General features: G+C 42.7%; 19 protein-coding genes and 1 pseudogene. 16 read left to right on the top strand and 4 right to left on the bottom strand.

What is annotated here, in order from left to right:
* Window positions 1–6: 6 nt before the first annotated feature.
* Entirely contained in the window at window positions 7–3,186 is a 3,180-nt protein-coding gene (locus ACT8YW_RS01315) for a SusC/RagA family TonB-linked outer membrane protein (protein WP_444103728.1), read from the bottom strand.
* A 239-nt stretch (window positions 3,187–3,425) separates the two neighbouring features.
* Between ACT8YW_RS01315 and ACT8YW_RS01310 the strand changes: the two genes are divergently transcribed.
* The 6 genes from ACT8YW_RS01310 (at window position 3,426) to ACT8YW_RS01285 (ending at window position 9,156) form a co-directional block, all read left to right on the top strand.
* Window positions 3,426–4,424 (top strand): GNAT family N-acetyltransferase, encoded by a 999-nt coding sequence (locus ACT8YW_RS01310; RefSeq protein ID WP_444103727.1) that lies wholly within the window; start codon window positions 3,426–3,428, stop codon window positions 4,422–4,424.
* A 175-nt stretch (window positions 4,425–4,599) separates the two neighbouring features.
* The gene (gene mce / locus ACT8YW_RS01305) at window positions 4,600–5,004 is read left to right on the top strand and encodes a methylmalonyl-CoA epimerase (RefSeq protein WP_004311398.1); all 405 of its coding nucleotides are present in this window, start codon (window positions 4,600–4,602) and stop codon (window positions 5,002–5,004) included.
* A gap of 28 nt (window positions 5,005–5,032) precedes the next feature.
* The gene (locus ACT8YW_RS01300) at window positions 5,033–6,586 is read left to right on the top strand and encodes an acyl-CoA carboxylase subunit beta (protein ID WP_004327014.1); all 1,554 of its coding nucleotides are present in this window, start codon (window positions 5,033–5,035) and stop codon (window positions 6,584–6,586) included.
* Window positions 6,587–6,617: 31 nt separating this feature from the next.
* On the top strand, window positions 6,618–7,538 hold the full coding sequence (locus ACT8YW_RS01295) for an OadG family transporter subunit (protein ID WP_444103726.1): 921 nt from the start codon (window positions 6,618–6,620) through the stop codon (window positions 7,536–7,538).
* 24 nt (window positions 7,539–7,562) lie between these two features.
* Window positions 7,563–7,994: an acetyl-CoA carboxylase biotin carboxyl carrier protein gene (locus ACT8YW_RS01290; RefSeq protein WP_004300895.1), complete on the top strand. Its 432-nt coding sequence runs from the start codon at window positions 7,563–7,565 to the stop codon at window positions 7,992–7,994.
* Window position 7,995: 1 nt separating this feature from the next.
* Window positions 7,996–9,156 carry a sodium ion-translocating decarboxylase subunit beta gene (locus tag ACT8YW_RS01285; RefSeq protein WP_444103725.1) on the top strand — a complete coding sequence of 387 codons (1,161 nt, stop codon included), beginning with the start codon at window positions 7,996–7,998 and terminating at the stop codon, window positions 9,154–9,156.
* A 184-nt stretch (window positions 9,157–9,340) separates the two neighbouring features.
* Here the strand turns inward: ACT8YW_RS01285 and ACT8YW_RS01280 are convergent, their stop codons facing one another.
* The gene (locus tag ACT8YW_RS01280; RefSeq protein WP_008648889.1) at window positions 9,341–10,345 is read right to left on the bottom strand and encodes a class II fructose-bisphosphate aldolase; all 1,005 of its coding nucleotides are present in this window, start codon (window positions 10,343–10,345) and stop codon (window positions 9,341–9,343) included.
* Window positions 10,346–10,778: 433 nt separating this feature from the next.
* On the opposite strand from ACT8YW_RS01280, the gene ACT8YW_RS01275 reads away from it, so the two are divergent.
* Entirely contained in the window at window positions 10,779–11,033 is a 255-nt protein-coding gene (locus tag ACT8YW_RS01275; protein WP_004300906.1) for a type B 50S ribosomal protein L31, read from the top strand.
* Between the two features lie 152 nt (window positions 11,034–11,185).
* Here the strand turns inward: ACT8YW_RS01275 and ACT8YW_RS01270 are convergent, their stop codons facing one another.
* A complete protein-coding gene (locus ACT8YW_RS01270) occupies window positions 11,186–12,400 on the bottom strand; it encodes an ATP-binding protein (protein WP_270766685.1) in 1,215 nt (404 codons plus the stop codon).
* A 193-nt stretch (window positions 12,401–12,593) separates the two neighbouring features.
* On the opposite strand from ACT8YW_RS01270, the gene ACT8YW_RS01265 reads away from it, so the two are divergent.
* From ACT8YW_RS01265 to ACT8YW_RS01240, 6 genes and pseudogenes are all read left to right on the top strand, one after another.
* Window positions 12,594–13,001, top strand: a complete 408-nt coding sequence (locus ACT8YW_RS01265; RefSeq protein WP_004321524.1) for a hypothetical protein — start codon at window positions 12,594–12,596, stop codon at window positions 12,999–13,001.
* 987 nt (window positions 13,002–13,988) lie between these two features.
* Window positions 13,989–14,420 carry a hypothetical protein gene (locus ACT8YW_RS01260; RefSeq protein WP_049703492.1) on the top strand — a complete coding sequence of 144 codons (432 nt, stop codon included), beginning with the start codon at window positions 13,989–13,991 and terminating at the stop codon, window positions 14,418–14,420.
* A 307-nt stretch (window positions 14,421–14,727) separates the two neighbouring features.
* Complete coding sequence (locus ACT8YW_RS01255) at window positions 14,728–15,093, top strand: SH3 beta-barrel fold-containing protein (protein ID WP_444103724.1); 366 nt, start codon at window positions 14,728–14,730, stop codon at window positions 15,091–15,093.
* 338 nt (window positions 15,094–15,431) lie between these two features.
* The gene (locus ACT8YW_RS01250) at window positions 15,432–16,736 is read left to right on the top strand and encodes a Lin1244/Lin1753 domain-containing protein (RefSeq protein ID WP_120067331.1); all 1,305 of its coding nucleotides are present in this window, start codon (window positions 15,432–15,434) and stop codon (window positions 16,734–16,736) included.
* A gap of 28 nt (window positions 16,737–16,764) precedes the next feature.
* Entirely contained in the window at window positions 16,765–18,564 is a 1,800-nt protein-coding gene (locus tag ACT8YW_RS01245) for a toprim domain-containing protein (protein WP_117683582.1), read from the top strand.
* Between the two features lie 30 nt (window positions 18,565–18,594).
* Window positions 18,595–18,858, top strand: a pseudogene (locus ACT8YW_RS01240) (winged helix-turn-helix transcriptional regulator); the annotation flags it as partial.
* Here ACT8YW_RS01240 and ACT8YW_RS01235 read toward each other — a convergent pair.
* Window positions 18,855–19,049, bottom strand: coding sequence for a DUF4248 domain-containing protein (locus ACT8YW_RS01235; protein WP_004304415.1), 195 nt, complete (start codon window positions 19,047–19,049; stop codon window positions 18,855–18,857). The pseudogene ACT8YW_RS01240 and the gene ACT8YW_RS01235 sit on opposite strands and share 4 nt — an antisense overlap.
* Before the next feature lie 50 nt (window positions 19,050–19,099).
* Between ACT8YW_RS01235 and ACT8YW_RS01230 the strand changes: the two genes are divergently transcribed.
* Genes ACT8YW_RS01230 through ACT8YW_RS01220 form a run of 3 tightly spaced genes read left to right on the top strand, consistent with a single transcriptional unit; the run spans window position 19,100 to window position 19,930 of the window.
* Window positions 19,100–19,246, top strand: a complete 147-nt coding sequence (locus ACT8YW_RS01230; protein ID WP_008771318.1) for a hypothetical protein — start codon at window positions 19,100–19,102, stop codon at window positions 19,244–19,246.
* A gap of 36 nt (window positions 19,247–19,282) precedes the next feature.
* A complete protein-coding gene (locus ACT8YW_RS01225) occupies window positions 19,283–19,792 on the top strand; it encodes an HU family DNA-binding protein (RefSeq protein WP_004327018.1) in 510 nt (169 codons plus the stop codon).
* Window positions 19,793–19,834: 42 nt separating this feature from the next.
* On the top strand, window positions 19,835–19,930 hold the full coding sequence (locus ACT8YW_RS01220; RefSeq protein ID WP_444103723.1) for a smalltalk protein: 96 nt from the start codon (window positions 19,835–19,837) through the stop codon (window positions 19,928–19,930).
* The last annotated feature ends 171 nt before the right edge of the window (window positions 19,931–20,101 follow it).

Genomic DNA, 20,101 nt, shown 5'->3' with positions numbered 1-20,101 from the left:
AGAGAATTAAAATGAAAGATTAAGACCAAAGACTAACTGTTTTGTCAATGGATAGTTCAAACCACCATTCATTTCCGGATCATAATCCTTCAACAAATGACTTTTTGCAATAACGAATGGATTAGTAATCGTTCCATACACACGGAGCTTGCCCAATCCCAATTTTTTAGCCAATTTATCAGGCATAGTATATCCCAACGTTATATTCTTTATTTTAAAGAATGATCCATCTACATACGACAACGCTGCAAAGCCCGGATAATAGCTCAACTTATCCTTGATAGAAGCATCCATGGCTGGAAAATCGTTCGAAGGATTTGTTTCAGACCATACATTGAAATAAGTAGGATAGTTGTTCAACCCTGTCGGGTCATAATCCGTCAATACAGAATATTTAATCATCTGTCCCCAACGCATATACATATAAATACTTAAATCAAAATCTTTATATGTCAAAGTATTCTGGAAACCCATTGTCCAATCCGGAGAGTTATGTCCCAATACTTGATAATCATCAGCAGACACAGAATATGTATTAGAAGCATCATAACGGATTTCCTGTCCGTCAGCATTCACCTTCGTATAGTAGACACTACCGTCCGTATCCGTATGCCGCACCATATCAGGCACATTAATCTTTATAGATCCCGGCTTCAATCCAAACACAGCAGCATCAGCTTCTTCACCTTTCTGCCAGATACCATCCAATTTGTAGTGATAAAAAGAGTTGATTGCACTACCTACCGCATACGTATAATCGCCATTGATTACTTTATCATTAGCAGTTCCGGTCAGTTTCGTAATCTCTTCCTTATTATATGCAAAAGTCAGAGCCGATGTCCATTGAAAATTTTTAGTTTCAATGTTGCGGGTATTCAAAGCAAGCTCAAGACCTTTATTTTTAGTTTCACACAAGTTTATATTGGTCAGATATTGCTCTTTAGAACTATAGGAACCGTTCACTACAGGTAATGATTTTTTCCATATCACTCCTTCCGTTTTAGTCTTATACATATCCAATGTCACATTGATACGATTATTCAGGAAAGAAGCATCAATACCGATATTGGTGTTCTTTGAACGTTCCCATGTCAGTTCCGGATTAGCTATTATTTTAGTGAGATTATAAATCTGCGTTTTTTCACCACCTAACGTCAACCATCCGGACTCCAGAGAAGAAGAGGAAGAATAAGGATCAATACTGGCCGTACCAGAAATACCGTAACCCACACGAATTTTTAAATTATCCAACCAGTTTCTTGTACTTTCCATAAACTTCTCGTCAGAAATACGCCATCCCAATGAAACAGCCGGGAAATTAGACCATTTATGATCTTTAGCCAAACGTGAAGAACCATCCCGACGAATAGAAGCAGAAAGCAAATACCTACCCAATAGAGAGTAGTTGATACGTCCTACTAATCCGACTCCTTTAGACATGGTATAACTGGATGAATTCTTCTGAACGGCAGCTTTTTCCAATCCTTCCCACAAATATTTATTGTTAGCAATACCTGTTCCTGTCATTTCCGTGTTATCCGTCTGGTTATGATTCCAGGTAGACACACCAGTAAGCGTAAATTCATGTATCTTAGCAATATTAAAGTTGTAAGTTACGATATTTTCCCACTTATAATTATATGATCTGTTTTGAGTAATCTTGGCATTCGTATCTGTCTCTACATTTCCTCCCGCTTTATAAAAGTTGTACGAGCCATCTCCCTGGAAACTATTCGAACGGGAATAAGTCAACGTTCCATTCACGCGTGACTCCCATGTCAATCCTTTAATCGGAGTTATTTTAATATAAGGATTTACATACAGTTTTGTATTCTGGGATTGATTTCTCCAATTACTTTTATTATTCATCAAAAGATTCAAATAGCCGGCATCCCCTTCAATCGGATAAGGATTAACATTGCCATTCTCGTCATAGATTTCACCGTAAGGAATAGCCGTCATACCATCTTGAATCTTTGCAAAAGGCTTATTCTGATGCACATAAGATGCCTGGATACTAATTCCTGTAGTAAACCATTTATTGATTGTGTGATCGATGCGAATATTTGTTGAATACAATTTATAATTATCATCGTTGTATTGTCCGTTTTCATCCGAAAAATTCATAGACATATAAGCCTTTGTATTTTTTGTACCTCCTGAAACCGACAAACTATAATTCTGAACAGTCCCCGTATGCAACAATTCATCTACCCAGTCAATGTATTTCCCGTTTTGATAAGCTTCATAATAAGCAGGGTTAGTAAACATATTGGCATCATCCACATTAGTACCCGCATTTTTATGGGCTGTACGCAAGCCCTCCATGTAGGTTTCTCCTTGGCGGACTTCCGGCATTGTAGACCAGCTGTTTATACCAAAAAAGGCATTAAAATTGGCAGTCAATTTTCCTTCTTTTCCACCTTTGGTAGTAATGATTACAACACCATTGGCACCGGAAGAACCATAGACAGCCGTAGAAGAAGCATCTTTCAACACTTCAATAGATTCAATATCATTCGGATTCAGTGTCGCATAGTCACCCGGCATCCCGTCAATAATAAACATAGGATTACCACTTGCCGTCAATGAACGGTTACCGCGCAATTGCATTTTCACTCCTGAACCCGCTTGGCCCGATTCTCTCGTAATATCCAATCCCGCTACTTTGCCCTGCAATGCTTCCATCGGGTTTGTGCCCGGATTCATCGTAATATCTTCCGATTTCACAGAAGCAACCGCTCCTGTTAAATCACGTTTCTTCACTGCACCGTAGCCAATAACAACCACTTCATCCAATGCCTGTGTGTCCGAAACCATTTTCACATTGACCGGTCCGTTGCCCGTCACAGTCACCGTTTGTTCTTTGTAACCGATATAAGAAATGACCAGTTCTTTTCTTCCCGCCGGAAGATCGATAGAGAAGTTACCGTTAAAATCGGTAATCGTACCTGTACTTGTTCCTTTCACAACGATAGAAACTCCAATCAGCGGCTCCCCGCTTTCATCAATGATAGTTCCTTTCACAGTTTTCGTTTGTGTGACAACTTGCACCATAGTATTAGAAACTCCATCTTCTGCATAAACAGCGTATGACAGAGGGGCAGCCAATAAAGACAACCCTAAAATCATGGAAGCGCGTCTATGATGATTCTTCCATGCTTCAACAAATGCATTACATCTCATTCGTTCTAATTTAAAGTTAATATTAATTCTCGTTGTTTTGCAAAAACTATTCGATTATAATCTTAATTTAAGACGAAACTAATTTTAATACGTACTCACTTTTCATACCATATTTCTCCTATAAAATACATTTTTTCCATTAAATATGCAAAGATATATTGTACTTTACTTCAGGCAGTTCCAACAAAATCTTTGTTTTGTTGTTGAATAAAGAATAAAAAGTGTAAATTTGTACCTAGATGCCACTTAAACTAACAACATATTATCATGGGAAGGACATTCCTGAATTGCCCGGAAAAAACGCCTTCCATTCCAAAGAGTTATTTCAGATTTATGAAGCGACTCCGGGGTATACTCCTTTATTAATAGTGGCAACAGAAGACGGCAGACCTGTGGCACGCCTGCTTGCCGCCATCCGCAAAGCGAAAAAGTGGCTTCCCTCCTTTTTAGTGAAACATTGCGTAGTATATAGCGAAGGTGAATTTCTGGATGAGTCGCTTTCGACCAACAAAGAAAAGGCAGAAGAAATCTTTGGCGATATGCTCGAACATCTCACACAAGAAGCATCGCGCAGCTGTGTCCTGATCGAATTCCGGAACCTCAATAATTCGATGTTCGGTTACCGGGTTTTCCGTGCCAATGATTATTTCCCTGTCAACTGGTTGCGGGTACGCAATTCGCTGCACAGTATGAAAAAGACGGAAGACCGGTTCAGCCCGTCACGCATCCGTCAGATAAAAAAAGGACTCAAGAATGGAGCCAAAGTAGAGGAAGCACATACCGTGGAAGAGATACACGATTTCTCACGGATGCTGCACAAGGTTTATTCCTCCCGCATACGCAGATATTTCCCAGCCAATGACTTTTTCCGTCACATGAACGATATGCTAATCAAAGGACAACAGGCAAAAATATTCGTAGTAAAATACAAAGAGAAAATCATTGGCGGTTCCGTCTGTATCTACTCGGGAGATGACGCCTACCTTTGGTTTTCCGGAGGAATGAGAAAGACATACGCACTTCAGTATCCGGGAGTACTGGCCGTTTGGAAGGCATTGGAAGACGCCCGCCAACGGGGATTCCGTCACATGGAATTTATGGATGTAGGACTTCCGTTCCGCAAACACGGTTATCGTGATTTCGTTCTCCGATTCGGAGGAAAGCAAAGCAGTACCCGCCGCTGGTTCCGTGTCAATTGGAATTGGCTGAACAAACTCCTAGTCAAATTTTATGTCTAAATGTAATCTCAAGATTGCAAAACGACTCTTCATGCTCCTTTCCTACCATTTTTTCTGTTTAATAATCCAATAATTAAATGCAGAAATATTTCTTTATTAGGTAAGAATTGTCTTTCTTTGTGCTGTTTTATGCCTTATAAGCACAGATTTAAAACCAAATAAAAAAAGTATAGTTATGAAGATTTCACACATTGAACATCTGGGCATTGCTGTAAAAAGCATCGAAGAAGCCCTTCCTTACTACGAAAATGTATTAGGTCTGAAGTGTTACAACATTGAAACAGTGGAAGATCAGAAAGTAAGAACTGCTTTTTTAAAAGTAGGCGAAACCAAAATTGAACTGTTGGAGCCGACTTGCCCGGAGAGTACTATTGCCAAATTCATTGAAAACAAAGGTGCAGGCGTTCACCATGTAGCCTTTGCTGTAGAAGATGGCGTAGCCAATGCTTTGGCAGAAGCAGAAGGCAAAGAAATCCGCCTTATCGACAAAGCTCCCCGCAAGGGTGCCGAAGGTTTGAATATCGCTTTCCTTCACCCGAAATCAACTTTGGGCGTGTTGACAGAACTCTGCGAACATTAATCATAAACTCTAAAACCAACAAGAACTCATGAGTAATCAACTTGAAAAAATTAAAGAGCTTATTGAACGCCGTGCCGTAGCACGTATCGGAGGCGGTGAAAAAGCAATTGCGAAGCAACATGAAAAAGGGAAATACACAGCACGCGAGCGTCTGGCTATGCTGCTTGACGAGGGTAGCTTCGAAGAAATGGACATGTTCGTTGAGCACAGATGCACGAACTTCGGTATGGAGAAAAAACATTATCCGGGAGACGGTGTAGTAACCGGCTGCGGTACAATCGAAGGACGTCTGGTATATGTGTTCGCACAGGACTTCACAGTTTCTGCTGGTTCACTGTCAGAAACAATGTCATTGAAAATTTGTAAAATTATGGATCAGGCCATGAAGATGGGTGCTCCTTGTATCGGTATCAACGACTCGGGTGGTGCACGTATCCAGGAAGGTATCAACGCTTTGGCAGGTTATGCAGAAATCTTCCAACGCAATATCCTTGCTTCGGGTGTTATTCCGCAGATTTCCGGTATCTTCGGTCCTTGTGCCGGTGGTGCTGTTTATTCTCCGGCTCTGACCGACTTCACGCTGATGATGGAAGGCACTTCTTATATGTTCCTCACCGGACCGAAAGTGGTGAAGACCGTTACAGGTGAAGACGTTAGCCAGGAAAACCTTGGTGGCGCAAGTGTTCACTCCACCAAATCGGGTGTAACTCATTTCACTGCCAAAACAGAAGAAGAAGGTTTCGAACTGATTCGCAAACTGTTGAGCTATATCCCTCAAAACAACCTTGAAGAAGCTCCTTATGTAGATTGCACAGACCCAATCGACCGTCTGGAAGACTCTTTGAACGATATTATCCCCGACAGCCCTACTAAACCGTATGATATGTACGAAGTCATCGGTGCTATTGTGGACAACGGTGAATTCCTTGAAATCCAGAAAGATTATGCAAAGAATATCATCATCGGTTTCGCCCGCTTCAACGGACAATCGGTAGGTATCGTTGCTAATCAGCCTAAGTATCTGGCAGGTGTGCTTGACAGCAACGCCTCTCGCAAGGGTGCACGTTTCGTTCGTTTCTGCGATGCTTTCAACATTCCTATCGTGTCGTTGGTAGACGTACCGGGATTCCTTCCGGGAACAGGTCAGGAATACAATGGCGTTATCCTTCATGGTGCTAAACTGTTGTATGCTTACGGTGAAGCTACTGTACCTAAGGTTACTATCACATTGCGTAAATCTTACGGTGGTTCTCACATCGTAATGAGCTGTAAGCAACTTCGCGGTGACATGAACTACGCATGGCCTACTGCCGAAATCGCAGTAATGGGTGGTGCAGGAGCAGTAGAAGTATTGTACGCACGCGAAGCCAAAGATCAGGAAAACCCTGCTCAATTCCTTGCAGAGAAAGAAGCAGAATACACGAAACTGTTCGCCAATCCTTACAATGCAGCTAAATATGGCTACATCGACGATGTGATTGAACCGCGCAACACACGTTTCCGTGTGATCCGTGCTTTGCAGCAGTTGCAGACTAAGAAATTGAGTAATCCGGCTAAGAAGCATGGTAATATTCCGTTGTAATCCTACTTTTCACATTAAAACAAGAACGATTATGAACAAAACCAAAATCGGAATATTCCTTTCTTTGCTGTTGCTGATTGGTCTGACTTCTTGTGGAGAGCAAAAGTCGAACAATAAGCTGGTGCTAAACGAAATCCTGATAGACAATCAGAGTAATTTTCAGGACGATTACGGATTGCACAGCGCATGGATTGAAATATTCAATAAATCATTCGGTAGCGCCGACCTGGCAGCTTGCTTGCTGAAAGTAAGCAGCCAACCGGGCGATACAGTTACTTATTTTATCCCGAAAGGTGATATACTTACCTTAGTGAAACCACGCCAACATGCACTATTCTGGGCAGATGGCGAACCTAACCGTGGTACTTTCCATACCAGCTTCAAGCTGAATCCGGAAACAGCTAATTGGGTTGGTCTGTTCGACTCCGGCAAGAAGTTGCTCGACCAGATTGTAGTGCCTGCAGGCGCTCTCGGTCCCAATCAATCATACGCTCGTGTAAGCGACGGGGCAGCTGAATGGGAAGTAAAAAGTGGAAGTGGTGACAAATACGTGACTCCGAGCACCAACAACAAGACTCTTGACAGCAATTCCAAGATGGAAAAGTTTGAAGAACACGATGCTAATGGCGTTGGAATGTCCATTTCTGCCATGAGCGTAGTATTCTGCGGATTGATTCTTCTCTTTATTGCTTTTAAGATTGTAGGAAAAGTAGCCGTTAATTTGAGCAAGCGCAACGCTATGAAATCTAAAGGCATTGACAAGCATGAAGCTAAGGAACTGTCACAGGCTCCGGGCGAAGTATACGCTGCTATTTCTATGGCATTACACGAAATGCAGGATGAGGTGCACGACGTAGAAGAAACGGTGCTGACCATCACCCGCGTAAAACGCAGCTACTCACCATGGAGTTCGAAGATTTACACTTTGCGTGAAACTCCTCCCAGAAAGTAAGTCACCTTTTAAAAAGTAAAAACGATGAAAGAATATAAATATAAAATCAACGGTAACTCATATAAAGTAACCATCGGAGATATTGAAGACAACATCGCTCATGTAGAAGTGAACGGTACACACTATAAAGTAGAAATGGAGAAACAGCCGAAGCCTGTTGCGAAACCCGTGACAGTACGTCCGATGCCTAATGCTCCTGCTGCTCCTACTCAAGTAGTGAAACCGACCGCCCCATCTACCGGAAAATCAGGAGTAAAATCTCCGCTGCCGGGTGTGATCCTCGACATCAAAGTGAATGTAGGCGATACTGTAAAGAAAGGACAGACCATTATCATATTGGAAGCCATGAAGATGGAAAACAATATCAATGCGGATAAGGACGGTAAGATTACTGCCATCAACGTCAACAAGGGAGACTCTGTTCTTGAAGGTAATGACCTCGTAATTATTGAATAATATGGGAGACTTTATAAACTTTTTAGGAAATAACCTAGCCGACTTCTGGACATACACAGGCTTTGCTAACGCAACTGTAGGGCACGTAGTAATGATTCTAGTGGGCTTGGGGTTCATCTATTTGGCGGTAGCCAAAGAGTTCGAACCGATGCTGCTGATTCCTATCGGTTTCGGTATATTGATCGGTAATATACCTTTTAATATGGACGCCGGATTGAAAGTCGGTATCTATGAAGAAGGTTCTGTATTGAATATATTGTATCAGGGAGTGACCTCCGGCTGGTATCCGCCGCTCATCTTTTTGGGCATCGGCGCCATGACGGACTTCTCGGCACTTATCTCTAATCCAAAATTGATGCTGATCGGTGCAGCTGCACAATTCGGTATCTTCGGTGCTTATATGATCGCGTTGGAAATGGGCTTCGACCCGATGCAAGCCGGTGCTATCGGTATCATTGGTGGAGCAGACGGCCCGACGGCCATCTTCCTTTCTTCCAAGCTAGCACCTAACCTGATGGGAGCCATTGCGGTGTCCGCCTACTCCTATATGGCGTTGGTTCCGGTGATACAGCCGCCTATCATGCGTCTGCTCACCACCAAGAACGAACGTGTCATCCGCATGAAACCGCCGCGTGCCGTTTCTCACACGGAGAAGGTGATTTTCCCGATCATCGGTTTGTTGCTGACTTGTTTCCTGGTTCCTTCCGGTCTGCCTTTGTTGGGTATGCTGTTCTTCGGTAACCTGTTGAAAGAAAGTGGTGTAACCCGCCGTTTGGCTAATACTGCCAGTGGTCCGTTGATTGATACAATCACTATCCTGTTGGGTCTGACAGTAGGTGCTTCTACGCAAGCATCCGAATTCCTGACGCTTGACTCTATCAAGATTTTTGCCCTCGGTGCATTGTCGTTCATCATTGCAACGGCATCCGGCGTCATCTTCGTTAAGATCTTCAATATCTTCCTGAAGAAGGGTAATAAGATCAATCCGTTGATCGGTAATGCAGGTGTTTCTGCTGTTCCCGACTCTGCACGTATCTCGCAAGTGATTGGTTTGGAATATGATTCGACCAACTATTTGCTGATGCACGCTATGGGTCCGAACGTTGCCGGAGTGATCGGTTCAGCTGTTGCTGCCGGTATCCTGCTTGGATTCTTGATGTAAGAAACATTATATAATAGATAAGAACACCCGTGTTACATTCAGTTGTGACACGGGTGTTCTTTATTACAGCCATAGTGTTATCTTCCCTCCGTTCTGAAACGATTAAACGTCATAAAAAAGGCTGCTACCGGTGTTCAAACCGGAGCAGCCTCTTTCTTTTATTTATGGAATAATCCGGAGATTATTACTGTGCCAACTTATTGTCAGAACCGAGCACGTTGATGATTTTGTGCTTGTACAGTTTTTCCATGTTGTCACGAGCCGGGCCAAGATACTTACGTGGGTCGAATTCAGCTGGTTTTTCAGCGAAAGTCTTACGGATAGCAGCAGTCATAGCCAGACGTGAGTCAGAGTCGATGTTGATTTTGCAAACAGCAGACTTAGCAGCCTTACGCAACCATTCTTCGGGAATACCGATAGCAGCTTTCAATGCACCACCGTATTGGTTGATAGTTGCCACTTCTTCCTGTGGAACTGAAGATGAACCGTGAAGAACGATAGGGAATCCCGGAAGTTTTTCCATTACAGCGTCCAATACTTCGAATGCCAATGGAGGAGGAACCATTACGCCTGTAACCGGGTCGATGTGGCATTGTTCCGGAGTAAACTTGTAAGCACCGTGAGAAGTACCGATTGAGATAGCCAAAGAGTCGCAACCAGTGCGAGTAGCGAAGTCGATTACTTCTTCAGGGTCAGTATATGTGTGGTGGTCAGCAGAAACTTCATCTTCTACACCAGCCAATACGCCAAGTTCACCTTCTACAGTTACGTCGAACTGGTGAGCGTATTCAACAACTTTCTTAGTCAATGCTACGTTTTCTTCGTAAGGAAGGTGAGAACCATCGATCATTACTGAAGAGAAACCTGAATCGATACAAGATTTGCAAGTTTCGAATGTATCTCCGTGGTCAAGGTGAAGAACGATTTCCGGATGTGCGCAGCCTAATTCTTTAGCATATTCTACAGCACCCTGTGCCATGTAACGCAACAAAGTAGCGTTAGCATACTGACGAGCACCTTTAGAAACCTGAAGAATCACAGGAGATTTAGTTTCAACAGCAGCCTTGATGATAGCCTGCATTTGTTCCATATTGTTGAAGTTGAATGCTGGGATAGCATATCCACCTTTGATAGCCTTAGCAAACATTTCTCTTGTGTTTACCAATCCTAAATCTTTGTAATTTACCATTTTGTTTAAAGTTTATTGTTAGTGAATAAAAATTCTACGCAAAAGTAAGCATTATCCATCGAATAACGAACATCGGAAAGAAAAATATAGTAGAAAAAGGTTTAAATCAGACTGCAAAATTTAGCAGGAATACGAGTGTGACATTAGATTGTAATGTCCACCTTGCAAACTTTGGGATTTATGATTTATGAATTCTGATTTATGCCTTCGGATTTATATCTCCTTATTTATACCTTATTTATACCTCATTTTTCATCCATTTAATCACCAAAATCTGCATAGCAAATCAGAAATCATAAATTAGAAATCAGAAATTTTAGAAAACCTTTTTCTATTTCACAGAAAAGCATTATCTTTGCGCTCTGAAAATGACCATTACACTATTTCTTACCAAAATAGTAACAGAATATAAATTAAAAAAACAGATACTGAAATGAAAAAAGGCCTTCATCCAGAATCATACCGTCCGGTAGTATTTAAAGATATGTCAAATGGTGACATGTTTTTGTCTAGATCAACTGTAGCAACTAAAGAAACCATCGAATTCGAAGGTGAAACTTATCCGTTGCTGAAGATTGAAATCTCAAACACTTCTCACCCGTTCTATACAGGTAAATCTACATTGGTAGATACTGCAGGTCGTGTTGATAAGTTCATGAGCCGTTACGGTGACCGTAAGAAGAAATAATTCGATCTTTCGTGAAAGATGAAAAAAGAGGAGATTCTCGCAGAGAATTTCCTCTTTTTCGTTTTCTATCCTGCCCCACATTCGTTTTTCATCCTCTTCTATCCTCCTCACAACAAACAGCAGGTCAGTCCGAAAGCCCCCGCCTGTCAGCGTTAAATATCATCCAACAAGAAATCGGCTATATGACGATGCCTGACACCCTCCACATTATCGTGCCACAGACTGTCCATGCTAACTACATATTTAGGATAATGGTCGTTAATGGCGAGCAAAGGAGCAAACTCCCTCTCAACAGTGGCCTGTGAAGCTAACTGATACGTTACTTGCACATAAATCTTTTCTTCCCGACGGATGGCTACAAAATCCACTTCTTTATCATCCTGTTTGCCTACATACACTTCATAACCCCTTCTTTTCAACTCCAGACAAACCAGATTCTCCAACATACCTGCAATCAACCGGTCACGATAGCCCATCACGGAATAAATCAAAGAAAGGTCACTTACAAAATACTTCTCATTCGTCTGCAGAATTTCCTTTCCTTTAATATCATACCGGGGAATACGTTGAATGATAAAAGCACTTTCCAATGCATTCAGATAATTATAGATGGTATTCATATCCACCTTCCGTTGCTGACTTTTGAAGTAATCAGCTATATTTTTAGCGTTCAGCTTATTGCCTATATTATCGAAAACAAACTTCACTACCCGTTCGAGCAATTCCACATTCCGGATATTGTGACGCTGCACCGTGTCACGAAGAATGACAGAAGAATAGATGTCGTAGACAATTTTATAGATAGCCTCATATCCATAATCGGCAGTATGTATGGCCGGGAATCCTCCCATACGGAGATATTTCTGAAATTCCTCCTTCCGGTTGAGTGTCGGATCATTGGCCTGCAAGTCATGGAAAGTCAGATATTCTCTAAAAGACAAGGTCATGACATGGAAAGCGACATACCGTCCCGTTAAATAAGTTGCCAGTTCGGACGATAACATACGTGAGTTGGAGCCGGTCACATAAATATCCGTATCCAAATCTACCAGAAGTGAGTTGACCACTTTTTCCCAACCGTCCACTTCCTGAATTTCATCCAAGAGAATATAATATTTACCCGCATCTCCTGCCTGCCCCCGAATATAAGCATACAAAGCCTTCGCCTCTTTCAGGTCTATCCACTGAAAACTTTCAAAATTCAGATAGATGATACGTTCTTCACGAACTCCTCTCCTCAACAGTTCGTCACGAATCAGACGCAGCACTACCGACTTTCCACTGCGACGAATACCCGTTATCACTTTTACAAACGGCTTATCTATAAAAGGAACGATTTGTTCCATATACTGTTCACGATTAATCATATTCAAAAGTTTTTAGGGTTATAAGCACAAAGATATACTATTTTCGGAAAGTTTTTAGGGTTATAACCCTAAATAAATCCATAAATTCAGATTCTTTTAGGGTTATAAGCCGAAAAATAAATAAAAGAAATATGACTGAATCCGATTTATTACCAAATAAAGAAAGTACCTTTACCCCAATAATTAATAAAAAATGGAAATAACCGATTTAAAACAAATGACAAAGGAAGAAGTTTTTAATTTCATCAGACAACGCCTTTCTTTCAGTAAAGAGCTACAAGAACAATTCAGACATGTGAATAAAGACGCTCTCGCAAAAGAACATCGCAGATTTGAAATGTCCGGAAATGAATCAAAGACAGGCCAATGTACGATTTTCAACACTGCGATTCTGAACGAGTTTGCCGATCTTGGCATCTATGATTATACTTCTTACCTTTTTCTCGACTTCCACAATGGCACTCCAACCGTTTATCTCAAATACTTCTCCGAAAATGAAAATTTGGAATATACATTTACCGGATATACCACAACGGAAATCATCTTTGCAATTCTTGAACTGACTATCTTCTCCGGAAAGCCCAAAAGAAATCGCAGCTAAAAAAAGAATTGCACGGAAAGACAATACGAGGTCAGAAGACTTTTATGGCTTTCATTTATTTCCTCTTTTCCATCCTATTCCGAAAAAACATATATCTTTGTCACACGCTTTCTGCCCATCAGCGTGATGAAACAGGCGAAGGCGGTTTTTATTCCTTCATGGAGTAAATAACGTATTGTTTCCCAAATCGAAACTTAGCAAATTTCATGCACCGGGAAATGATACAACAAATACTCCACGTAGATGATCGTATATCAACATATCGATTAGAGATTTGTTATATAAAACGTTTGGCGTGGGTGTCTGTTGTTTATCATTATCTGGTGCACGGTATGCTAAGACCTCGATTTAGATAATGGTACAACAGCACTCACGCTTTTATTGTATCCAGTCGGTTTCAACAATCCTTATACCCCAACCAATACCCCACCCGACCGAAATCATAAAAATCGCGGGTATTCGTTGCACCTCTCCGGACAATACTCTCTATTCTCATACCATATTTCCTGCATTTATTTCCTCTTTTCCATCCTATTCCGAAAAAAACATATATCTTTGTCACACGCTTTCTGCCCATCAGCGTGATGAAACAGGCAAAAGCGGTTTTTATTCCTTAATGGAGTAAATAACGTATTGTCTCTCAAACTTAAAAATTAGCAGTTTTTTCACACCGAGAGATGATACAACAGATACTCCACGTAGATAGTCGTATATCAACATATCGATTAGAGATTTGTTATATATAAACGTTTGGCGTGGGTGTCTGTTGTTTATCATTATCTGGTGAAGGGTATTGCTAAGCCTTAAGTTTAGATAATGGTACAACAGCACTCACGCTTTTATTGTATCCGGTCGGTTTCAACAATCCTTATACCCCAACCAATTCCCCAGCCGACCGAAATCATAAAAATCGTGGGTGTTCGTTGCACCTCTCCGGACAATACGTTATTTACTCCTTTTTTTATAACACATTAAAACAAAAGCGATATGCCAAAATGGATTAGTGTAGAAAAAGCAGTGATTAAGTATCACATCGAAAAAGAAGCGATCCTGCTTTGGGTGGAAATGGGACAATTCCCTATGTTATACATAGACAATGTTCCGAACGTTGACGAAGAATGTATTCTGGAACTCTTTCGCCGAAGTAAAGCCGGCATTACAGCAGAATATATTGATACGCTGGAACAACTGTGCATAGACAAAACAATGGTCTGCGAGAAATACGCCCACATTATTCAATTGAAAGAAGAGGAAATTCAGCTGCAGAAGGAAATAAATACGTTGATAAACGAAATACAGGCAGCAATGAAGAGACAAAACGAACGAATCCGGGATTTGAAAAAAGCGATTGGAGAGAATAACAACGTTATACGTAGTGACAGTTGGATAAAAAGACTACGCAAAAGGTTTCAATGGTGAATAATTATCAGTGTACCAATTACCATGTGGGACATTATTGCACGGTTTTCACCACAGAGGATAAAGAGGGCCGTCCTTTGCCCTTTGCAGCCTATTCCCATTCCCTCCACAGCTTTCTTTAAACTCCTCCATAAGCTCTTTAAAGCCTATATTCAGATAATGAAAAATGCAAAATATTTTATTCCATTTATTTAACTAATCATCCATTATATAAGTAATTTTATCCTTTGTAAAGTCAAGTAAATTCACTACATTTACACCACTAACAAGAACTGAAATGCTCACATTTCAGCACAAAGAAATCTGTATGAAAAAAACGATGAAGAATGACAGTTGCCTGACGGTTTCCCGTCGGGCAGCTATTATCCGCCAAGATGCGGAAGAGAATTACGGCACACAGTTGACACTGGGAGAATCTATGCGCCGTGCATACCAAGTAGAAGAACTGATAGACCGGATGAGATGGGACAACGCCGATTTCTGCCTGCAACGAACAGACGGAACCTGCCTTTCCATTACAGGGACACTGACAGAATATGAACACTATTTCGGCCGCCCCTACTACGAAAACCCCTCCAATAGGTTTCTCCCATACTATGACGTGCATTGTAGAAAATGGCTTACGTGTCGAGTGGCAGGGATTGTATTCGGCTCTTCTGTGAAAAAAAATTAATTTCATGGATTAAATAAGGAAAGTTGTAGGACATATACGAAATAAAGTAGTTACTTTGCAACCGCAAGTAAGAGAAAAAATCATGTCAATGCTGCTTCCTTGTTTTTTGACAGAAGCAGTTATCTGTTTTTCCTGCATTGCTTTTTCAGAACTTCGGAATTAAATCTCCCCTGCTCCGAAAATTCCCTATATTACAGATTACATACACGAAGAGAATACTCCGATTCCATCATGAAGAATGAGTACGATATTTGCTGCTTTCCAAAGAAGTGGCCGGATTCTTCGTATCTGTATTTTCAGAAAAATAGAATTTAAAACAGAAACTAATATATTTTATTATGACAACATCTAATTCAGCAAATACCAAACAATCGAACAACGCATCACAAAAGAGAAAACCGATTCATAACGGTTACTTCAATCACCCCACTTCTTCTTCCAGCAATATACCCATGAGTATTTTGATACGGGAACAAGGACTGGAAATATACGGACTATACTGGGTGATGCTCGAAGAAGCTCATGCACAGCTTAAATGCTGCGTCAATATCCAGACAATGGGAATCATCGCCAATATATTCCATGCCCAACCCGAACATCTTGAGCTCCTCTACCACCATTATTTCCGGCGTCCCGGCAAAGGATACAACTCGCATATACTCTATGCCGACTTTTGCGAAGAATCTGCCATCAGAAGTTATTTCCCGCACCCCCTACTGGCATACACCGACAACGAACTGCTGCGGATGATTATGCAAGACGGACTGAAAGCCTACGGACTATATTGGCTTGTGATGGAAAAGCTCTATCAACAGCCACAACATTTTCTGGCACCGCAAACTGCTTCCTTCATCCAGAACCTTTATGATGTGAGCGACGAACTGATGGAAAGCGTATTATACAATTACGGACTCTTTTATCTGGATGAGAAAATGAACCTCCATTCTAAAGCAATAGACGACTATAGGGAAGCACTTGACAACATGGAAGATGAAAAAAAGCGCAACACGAAACCGCACGTCAATAACTCTCTGAAAACCAACGGAAATGAAGAGAATTTTAACACTCGGGAAATGAAAAAAACGTCAAATATACAGAAAAATCCATCCCCCATTATAAATAAAGAAATAAACAAAAAAAATTCTTCTTCTGAAGAAAGCGGAAAAGAAAAAGAAGAAGAAAATGGTTTGAAGGTGACGGACTTGAACGCTGTGACCCCCGATATGCGCCCCAACGCATGGGAAGAAAATCTACAGGAGGCAATGAACGACACATCCTGGTATGAAGTCGTAGCCATTCAGTCGGGCATCCCCCGGCTGATGATGGAAGAAAAAGAATGGTTCTTCAACTATTTACGGGAGCAAATCATCTTACGGGGGAATGAAAGCTCGATGAACAGCCTGCACGAAATAAAAAACTATTTCGCCAATCTCACCCGGCAGGGAAGCCATGTGTCATCCACAACGCAGGTGGCACTGAAGAAGTTTCTCAAAAACCGGCAAGAGCAACAGCAATGTTCGCCCTACGAAACCATCACCAACGGAATACGTACCTACGACGGGCATCCCATCCCTGCTTATGCCAAGCCGCGACCTTCGGCGGCACATATCTGGAATCCGGTGACGAACGAATGGACACGATAGCATATTATCTCTCAATCATTTACTAAATATGGATAGATTCAAAGAACTGGGTATTGATACCCACGGTCGCACAAGCGGCAAAATGAAAACAAAATGTCCCTGGTGTCATGCCCAACGGACGGATAAGCGTGATAAATCACTAAGTGTCAACCTCGATACCAAACTGTATTTGTGCCACTACTGCGGCGCACACGGTTCGGCAGCCATATATGCCGGAAAAGGCAGAAAGTTGGGTGATCCGTTGGTCGAATTTCCAACGGCAACAGGTAGCAACTCCAGTTGTCCGCCCACTGAAAAGCCGCACGGCGACCCAGAGCAAGGGGCACTCACACAGAAGCAAATTGAATGGTGTCGTGACGTCCGCCACATTCCGCCGGAAGTATTGGTGGAAGCTGGCGTGGCTTTCGCCTCCATCTCGATGCCTATATCCGGAAAGGAAAAAGGCTGGGAAAAGAGGGACTGTCTCTGCTTCAACTTTTTTGAAAACGGGGAATTGGTGAACACGAAGTTCCGCGACTCACAAAAGCACTTCAAATTGCTGCAAGGAGCGCGCACCATCCCTTACAACATCGACGCCATCCGCGACACGCCGGAGTGCATCCTCGTGGAAGGAGAATTTGATGCTCTCTCCTACATGGCTGTCGGCCGGACGGATGTCATTTCCGTGCCGAACGGTGCCAACAGTCAACTGGACTGGCTGGACGAATTGTCGGAATCTCATTTCGAGCAGAAACAAGTGATTTATCTGTCGGTGGACACCGACCGCAAGGGACGGGAACTGTGCCGGGAACTCTCCCGACGGCTGGGGGTAGACCGCTGCCGTATCGTCACCTACGGCGAAGCATACAAGGACGCCAACGAACTGCTCGTGGCGGAAGGCCCGGACGCACTACTGAAGGCACTGGAGGACGCTCCCATCCCCCGCCTGGAAGGTACGTTTACAGCAGAAGACCTACGGGAGGGATTGCACCAACTGTTTGAAGAGGGGTATACCTCGGGCGTGGAATTGGGAATACCGAATCTGGACGAAATCATGAGGCTGGAAACGGGGCGGGTGCTCACCGTCACCGGTATTCCCGGACATGGCAAATCGGACTTTGTGGATGAGATAGTGCTCCGGCTCTGCACCCGCCAAGATTGGCGAGCGGGATATTTCAGTCCGGAGAACACGCCAATCGAGTATCATCATGCCAAACTGGCGGAGAAACTGCTGGGACACCGTTTCCGCAAAGATTTCTCTACGGAGGAGGAATTTGCCCGCGTAGTGGATTATCTTTCGCAACGCGTCTGGCACATTCTTCCGGACGGGGATTTCACACTGGGCAATGTCTTGTCGAAGGCACGCGAACTGGTACACCGTCACGGCATCCGTGTATTTGTCATCGACCCGTACAATTACATCAACCATCAGATCCCGGCAGGCATGACGGAGACGGGGTATATCGGTTCATTCATGAATAGTCTGGCACGTTTTGCCCGGCTCAACTCCTGCCTTGTCATTCTGGTGGCGCATCCGAGAAAGATGAACAAGCAATACGGCACGCAGAAAACGGAAGTTCCCACCATGTATGACATCAACGGCTCGGCCAACTTTTTCAACATGACGGACTACGGAATAGTGGTAGACCGTCAGGATGAAATGGGGATCGTGTATATACACGTCGAGAAAACCCGTTTCCGTAATTTCGGAACAAAGGGAAACGCTGCGTTCTGCTACGATGTGACCAACGGAAGATATTCCCCTTGTACGCCACCACCCGAACCGGGTATGCAGGTGCAACCGTGGAAGGGAGCCAAAGACTTATTCTCGTCAGAGGGATGGATTTAGGGATTAAGGCTGCTACAAGAATAACTTGAAAAGCAAGCTACTCAAAGTGCAAAACAAACAGAGACAGAAAATCCAAAGTGCAAAAATTGCACTTTGGATTGCACTTTGGAAGAAATGGCCGTACTGAAATACCTTCAAGAAAAACCTAATGCAACACAAAAAGAAATTGCCCAGCATATAGGAAAGTCTGAAAGAACCGTTAAAACCATGACTGTCAACTTGAGCGAAAGGGGCATCATAGAGCGTAAAAACGGTCGTCGTAATGGTTTTTGGGAGATCAAAAATAGGGATTAAGGCTCTCCCAAATACTTCTCAATCAGCTCCACCTGCAACGGTGTGAGCCAATGTATCCAAAACGCCCAGCCGGTAGCTTCGAGAGCCTCCAGCAACTCCCGGTTTCGGCGGATGCATTTATTTAAATGTCTTCTTGCCACATCGGCACTTGCATACGGCATATAGAGTAATGCCAATTCCGTTTTCTTCATAGATTTTCTTCTTTTAATTTATTATTTACGTCATGTAAAGATACTGTTTTTTGCGTAGAAATGCAAGCAAATACACAGATATTCAAGCGTTTGCCTTCACTTACCGGCAGATACCGTTTCATGTTTCCTCCCCTGCCGGTTGGGGTATCTTTGCTACTGTAAAAGAGACAGAAAACGTTCGTTTACTGACTCAATAAAATCTTATTTATTCACTTAAAAAGGAGGAAATCAGTATGTTGATTTACAAAGCGGTTCAGTCCAATATCGCATCGAAGGACAAAAAGAAGAAATGGCATCCCTGCCTGATTAAAATGGGAAACGTAGTGGATACGCAAATGATTGGCGAAACGATTGCCGAACGGTCATCACTGACGGCCGGTGACGTGCACAACGTGATCCGAAACCTGATGGCAGTGATGCGCGAGCAGTTGCTCAACAGCAGGACAGTGAAACTCGAAGGATTGGGCACATTTACCATGGTGTGCCAGTCACGCTGCAAGGGGGTGGATGCGGAAGCCGATGTTAGTCCGGCACAAATCACGGGATTGCGTTGCCAGTTTACCCCGGAATATACGCGGGATGCCGGTGGAAATATCACCCGTGCGCTGATTCAGGGAGCGTCATATATCCACGTCAACCAGTTGACGAAAGCACTGGGAGCGGGAGGCGGTGGCAACACCGGAGGTTCGGGTGATGACAAACCGGGCGGCGGTGGTCAGGAAGCGCCCGATCCGGCAGCGTAATATAGTAGGTGATAGTGTGGTATGGAAAGGAGGTGTTGAATAATGAAGAAATCCATTTGGAATACGATTTTAAAAGTCGTCATTGCGGTTGCTACTGCTATTGTAGGTGTCATTGGAGGTCAGAACCTGATGATGTAAAATGAAACAAAAGAGTTGGACGGGAATTTTACCTTAGAAACGGTAAAGTTCCCGTTTTTTTGTGTTCCATATAAAGGTTAAGAGGCAGGATATGAAAAGACAGGAATATTGAACATAAATAAACAGGAGTTGTTTTAGTATATTATTCGCTATTTATCAACGCAAAACCTC

The organism is Bacteroides sp. (genome assembly GCF_052357945.1).
GTDB lineage: Bacteria > Bacteroidota > Bacteroidia > Bacteroidales > Bacteroidaceae > Bacteroides.
The sequence above is the reverse complement of the archived record's forward strand: the minus strand, read 5'-3'. Positions and strand labels throughout refer to the sequence as shown.

Coding starts and splice junctions, on each gene's coding strand:
- ACT8YW_RS01300 (WP_004327014.1), top strand. CDS start 5,033: ATGAGTAATCAACTTGAAAAAATTAAAGAGCTTATTGAACGCCGTGCC.
- ACT8YW_RS01275 (WP_004300906.1), top strand. CDS start 10,779: ATGAAAAAAGGCCTTCATCCAGAATCATACCGTCCGGTAGTATTTAAA.
- mce (WP_004311398.1), top strand. CDS start 4,600: ATGAAGATTTCACACATTGAACATCTGGGCATTGCTGTAAAAAGCATC.
- ACT8YW_RS01250 (WP_120067331.1), top strand. CDS start 15,432: ATGACAACATCTAATTCAGCAAATACCAAACAATCGAACAACGCATCA.
- ACT8YW_RS01225 (WP_004327018.1), top strand. CDS start 19,283: ATGTTGATTTACAAAGCGGTTCAGTCCAATATCGCATCGAAGGACAAA.
- ACT8YW_RS01285 (WP_444103725.1), top strand. CDS start 7,996: ATGGGAGACTTTATAAACTTTTTAGGAAATAACCTAGCCGACTTCTGG.
- ACT8YW_RS01295 (WP_444103726.1), top strand. CDS start 6,618: ATGAACAAAACCAAAATCGGAATATTCCTTTCTTTGCTGTTGCTGATT.
- ACT8YW_RS01290 (WP_004300895.1), top strand. CDS start 7,563: ATGAAAGAATATAAATATAAAATCAACGGTAACTCATATAAAGTAACC.
- ACT8YW_RS01315 (WP_444103728.1), bottom strand. CDS start 3,186: ATGAGATGTAATGCATTTGTTGAAGCATGGAAGAATCATCATAGACGC.
- ACT8YW_RS01280 (WP_008648889.1), bottom strand. CDS start 10,345: ATGGTAAATTACAAAGATTTAGGATTGGTAAACACAAGAGAAATGTTT.
- ACT8YW_RS01270 (WP_270766685.1), bottom strand. CDS start 12,400: ATGATTAATCGTGAACAGTATATGGAACAAATCGTTCCTTTTATAGAT.
- ACT8YW_RS01245 (WP_117683582.1), top strand. CDS start 16,765: ATGGATAGATTCAAAGAACTGGGTATTGATACCCACGGTCGCACAAGC.
- ACT8YW_RS01220 (WP_444103723.1), top strand. CDS start 19,835: ATGAAGAAATCCATTTGGAATACGATTTTAAAAGTCGTCATTGCGGTT.
- ACT8YW_RS01310 (WP_444103727.1), top strand. CDS start 3,426: ATGCCACTTAAACTAACAACATATTATCATGGGAAGGACATTCCTGAA.
- ACT8YW_RS01260 (WP_049703492.1), top strand. CDS start 13,989: ATGCCAAAATGGATTAGTGTAGAAAAAGCAGTGATTAAGTATCACATC.
- ACT8YW_RS01255 (WP_444103724.1), top strand. CDS start 14,728: ATGAAAAAAACGATGAAGAATGACAGTTGCCTGACGGTTTCCCGTCGG.
- ACT8YW_RS01265 (WP_004321524.1), top strand. CDS start 12,594: ATGGAAATAACCGATTTAAAACAAATGACAAAGGAAGAAGTTTTTAAT.
- ACT8YW_RS01235 (WP_004304415.1), bottom strand. CDS start 19,049: ATGAAGAAAACGGAATTGGCATTACTCTATATGCCGTATGCAAGTGCC.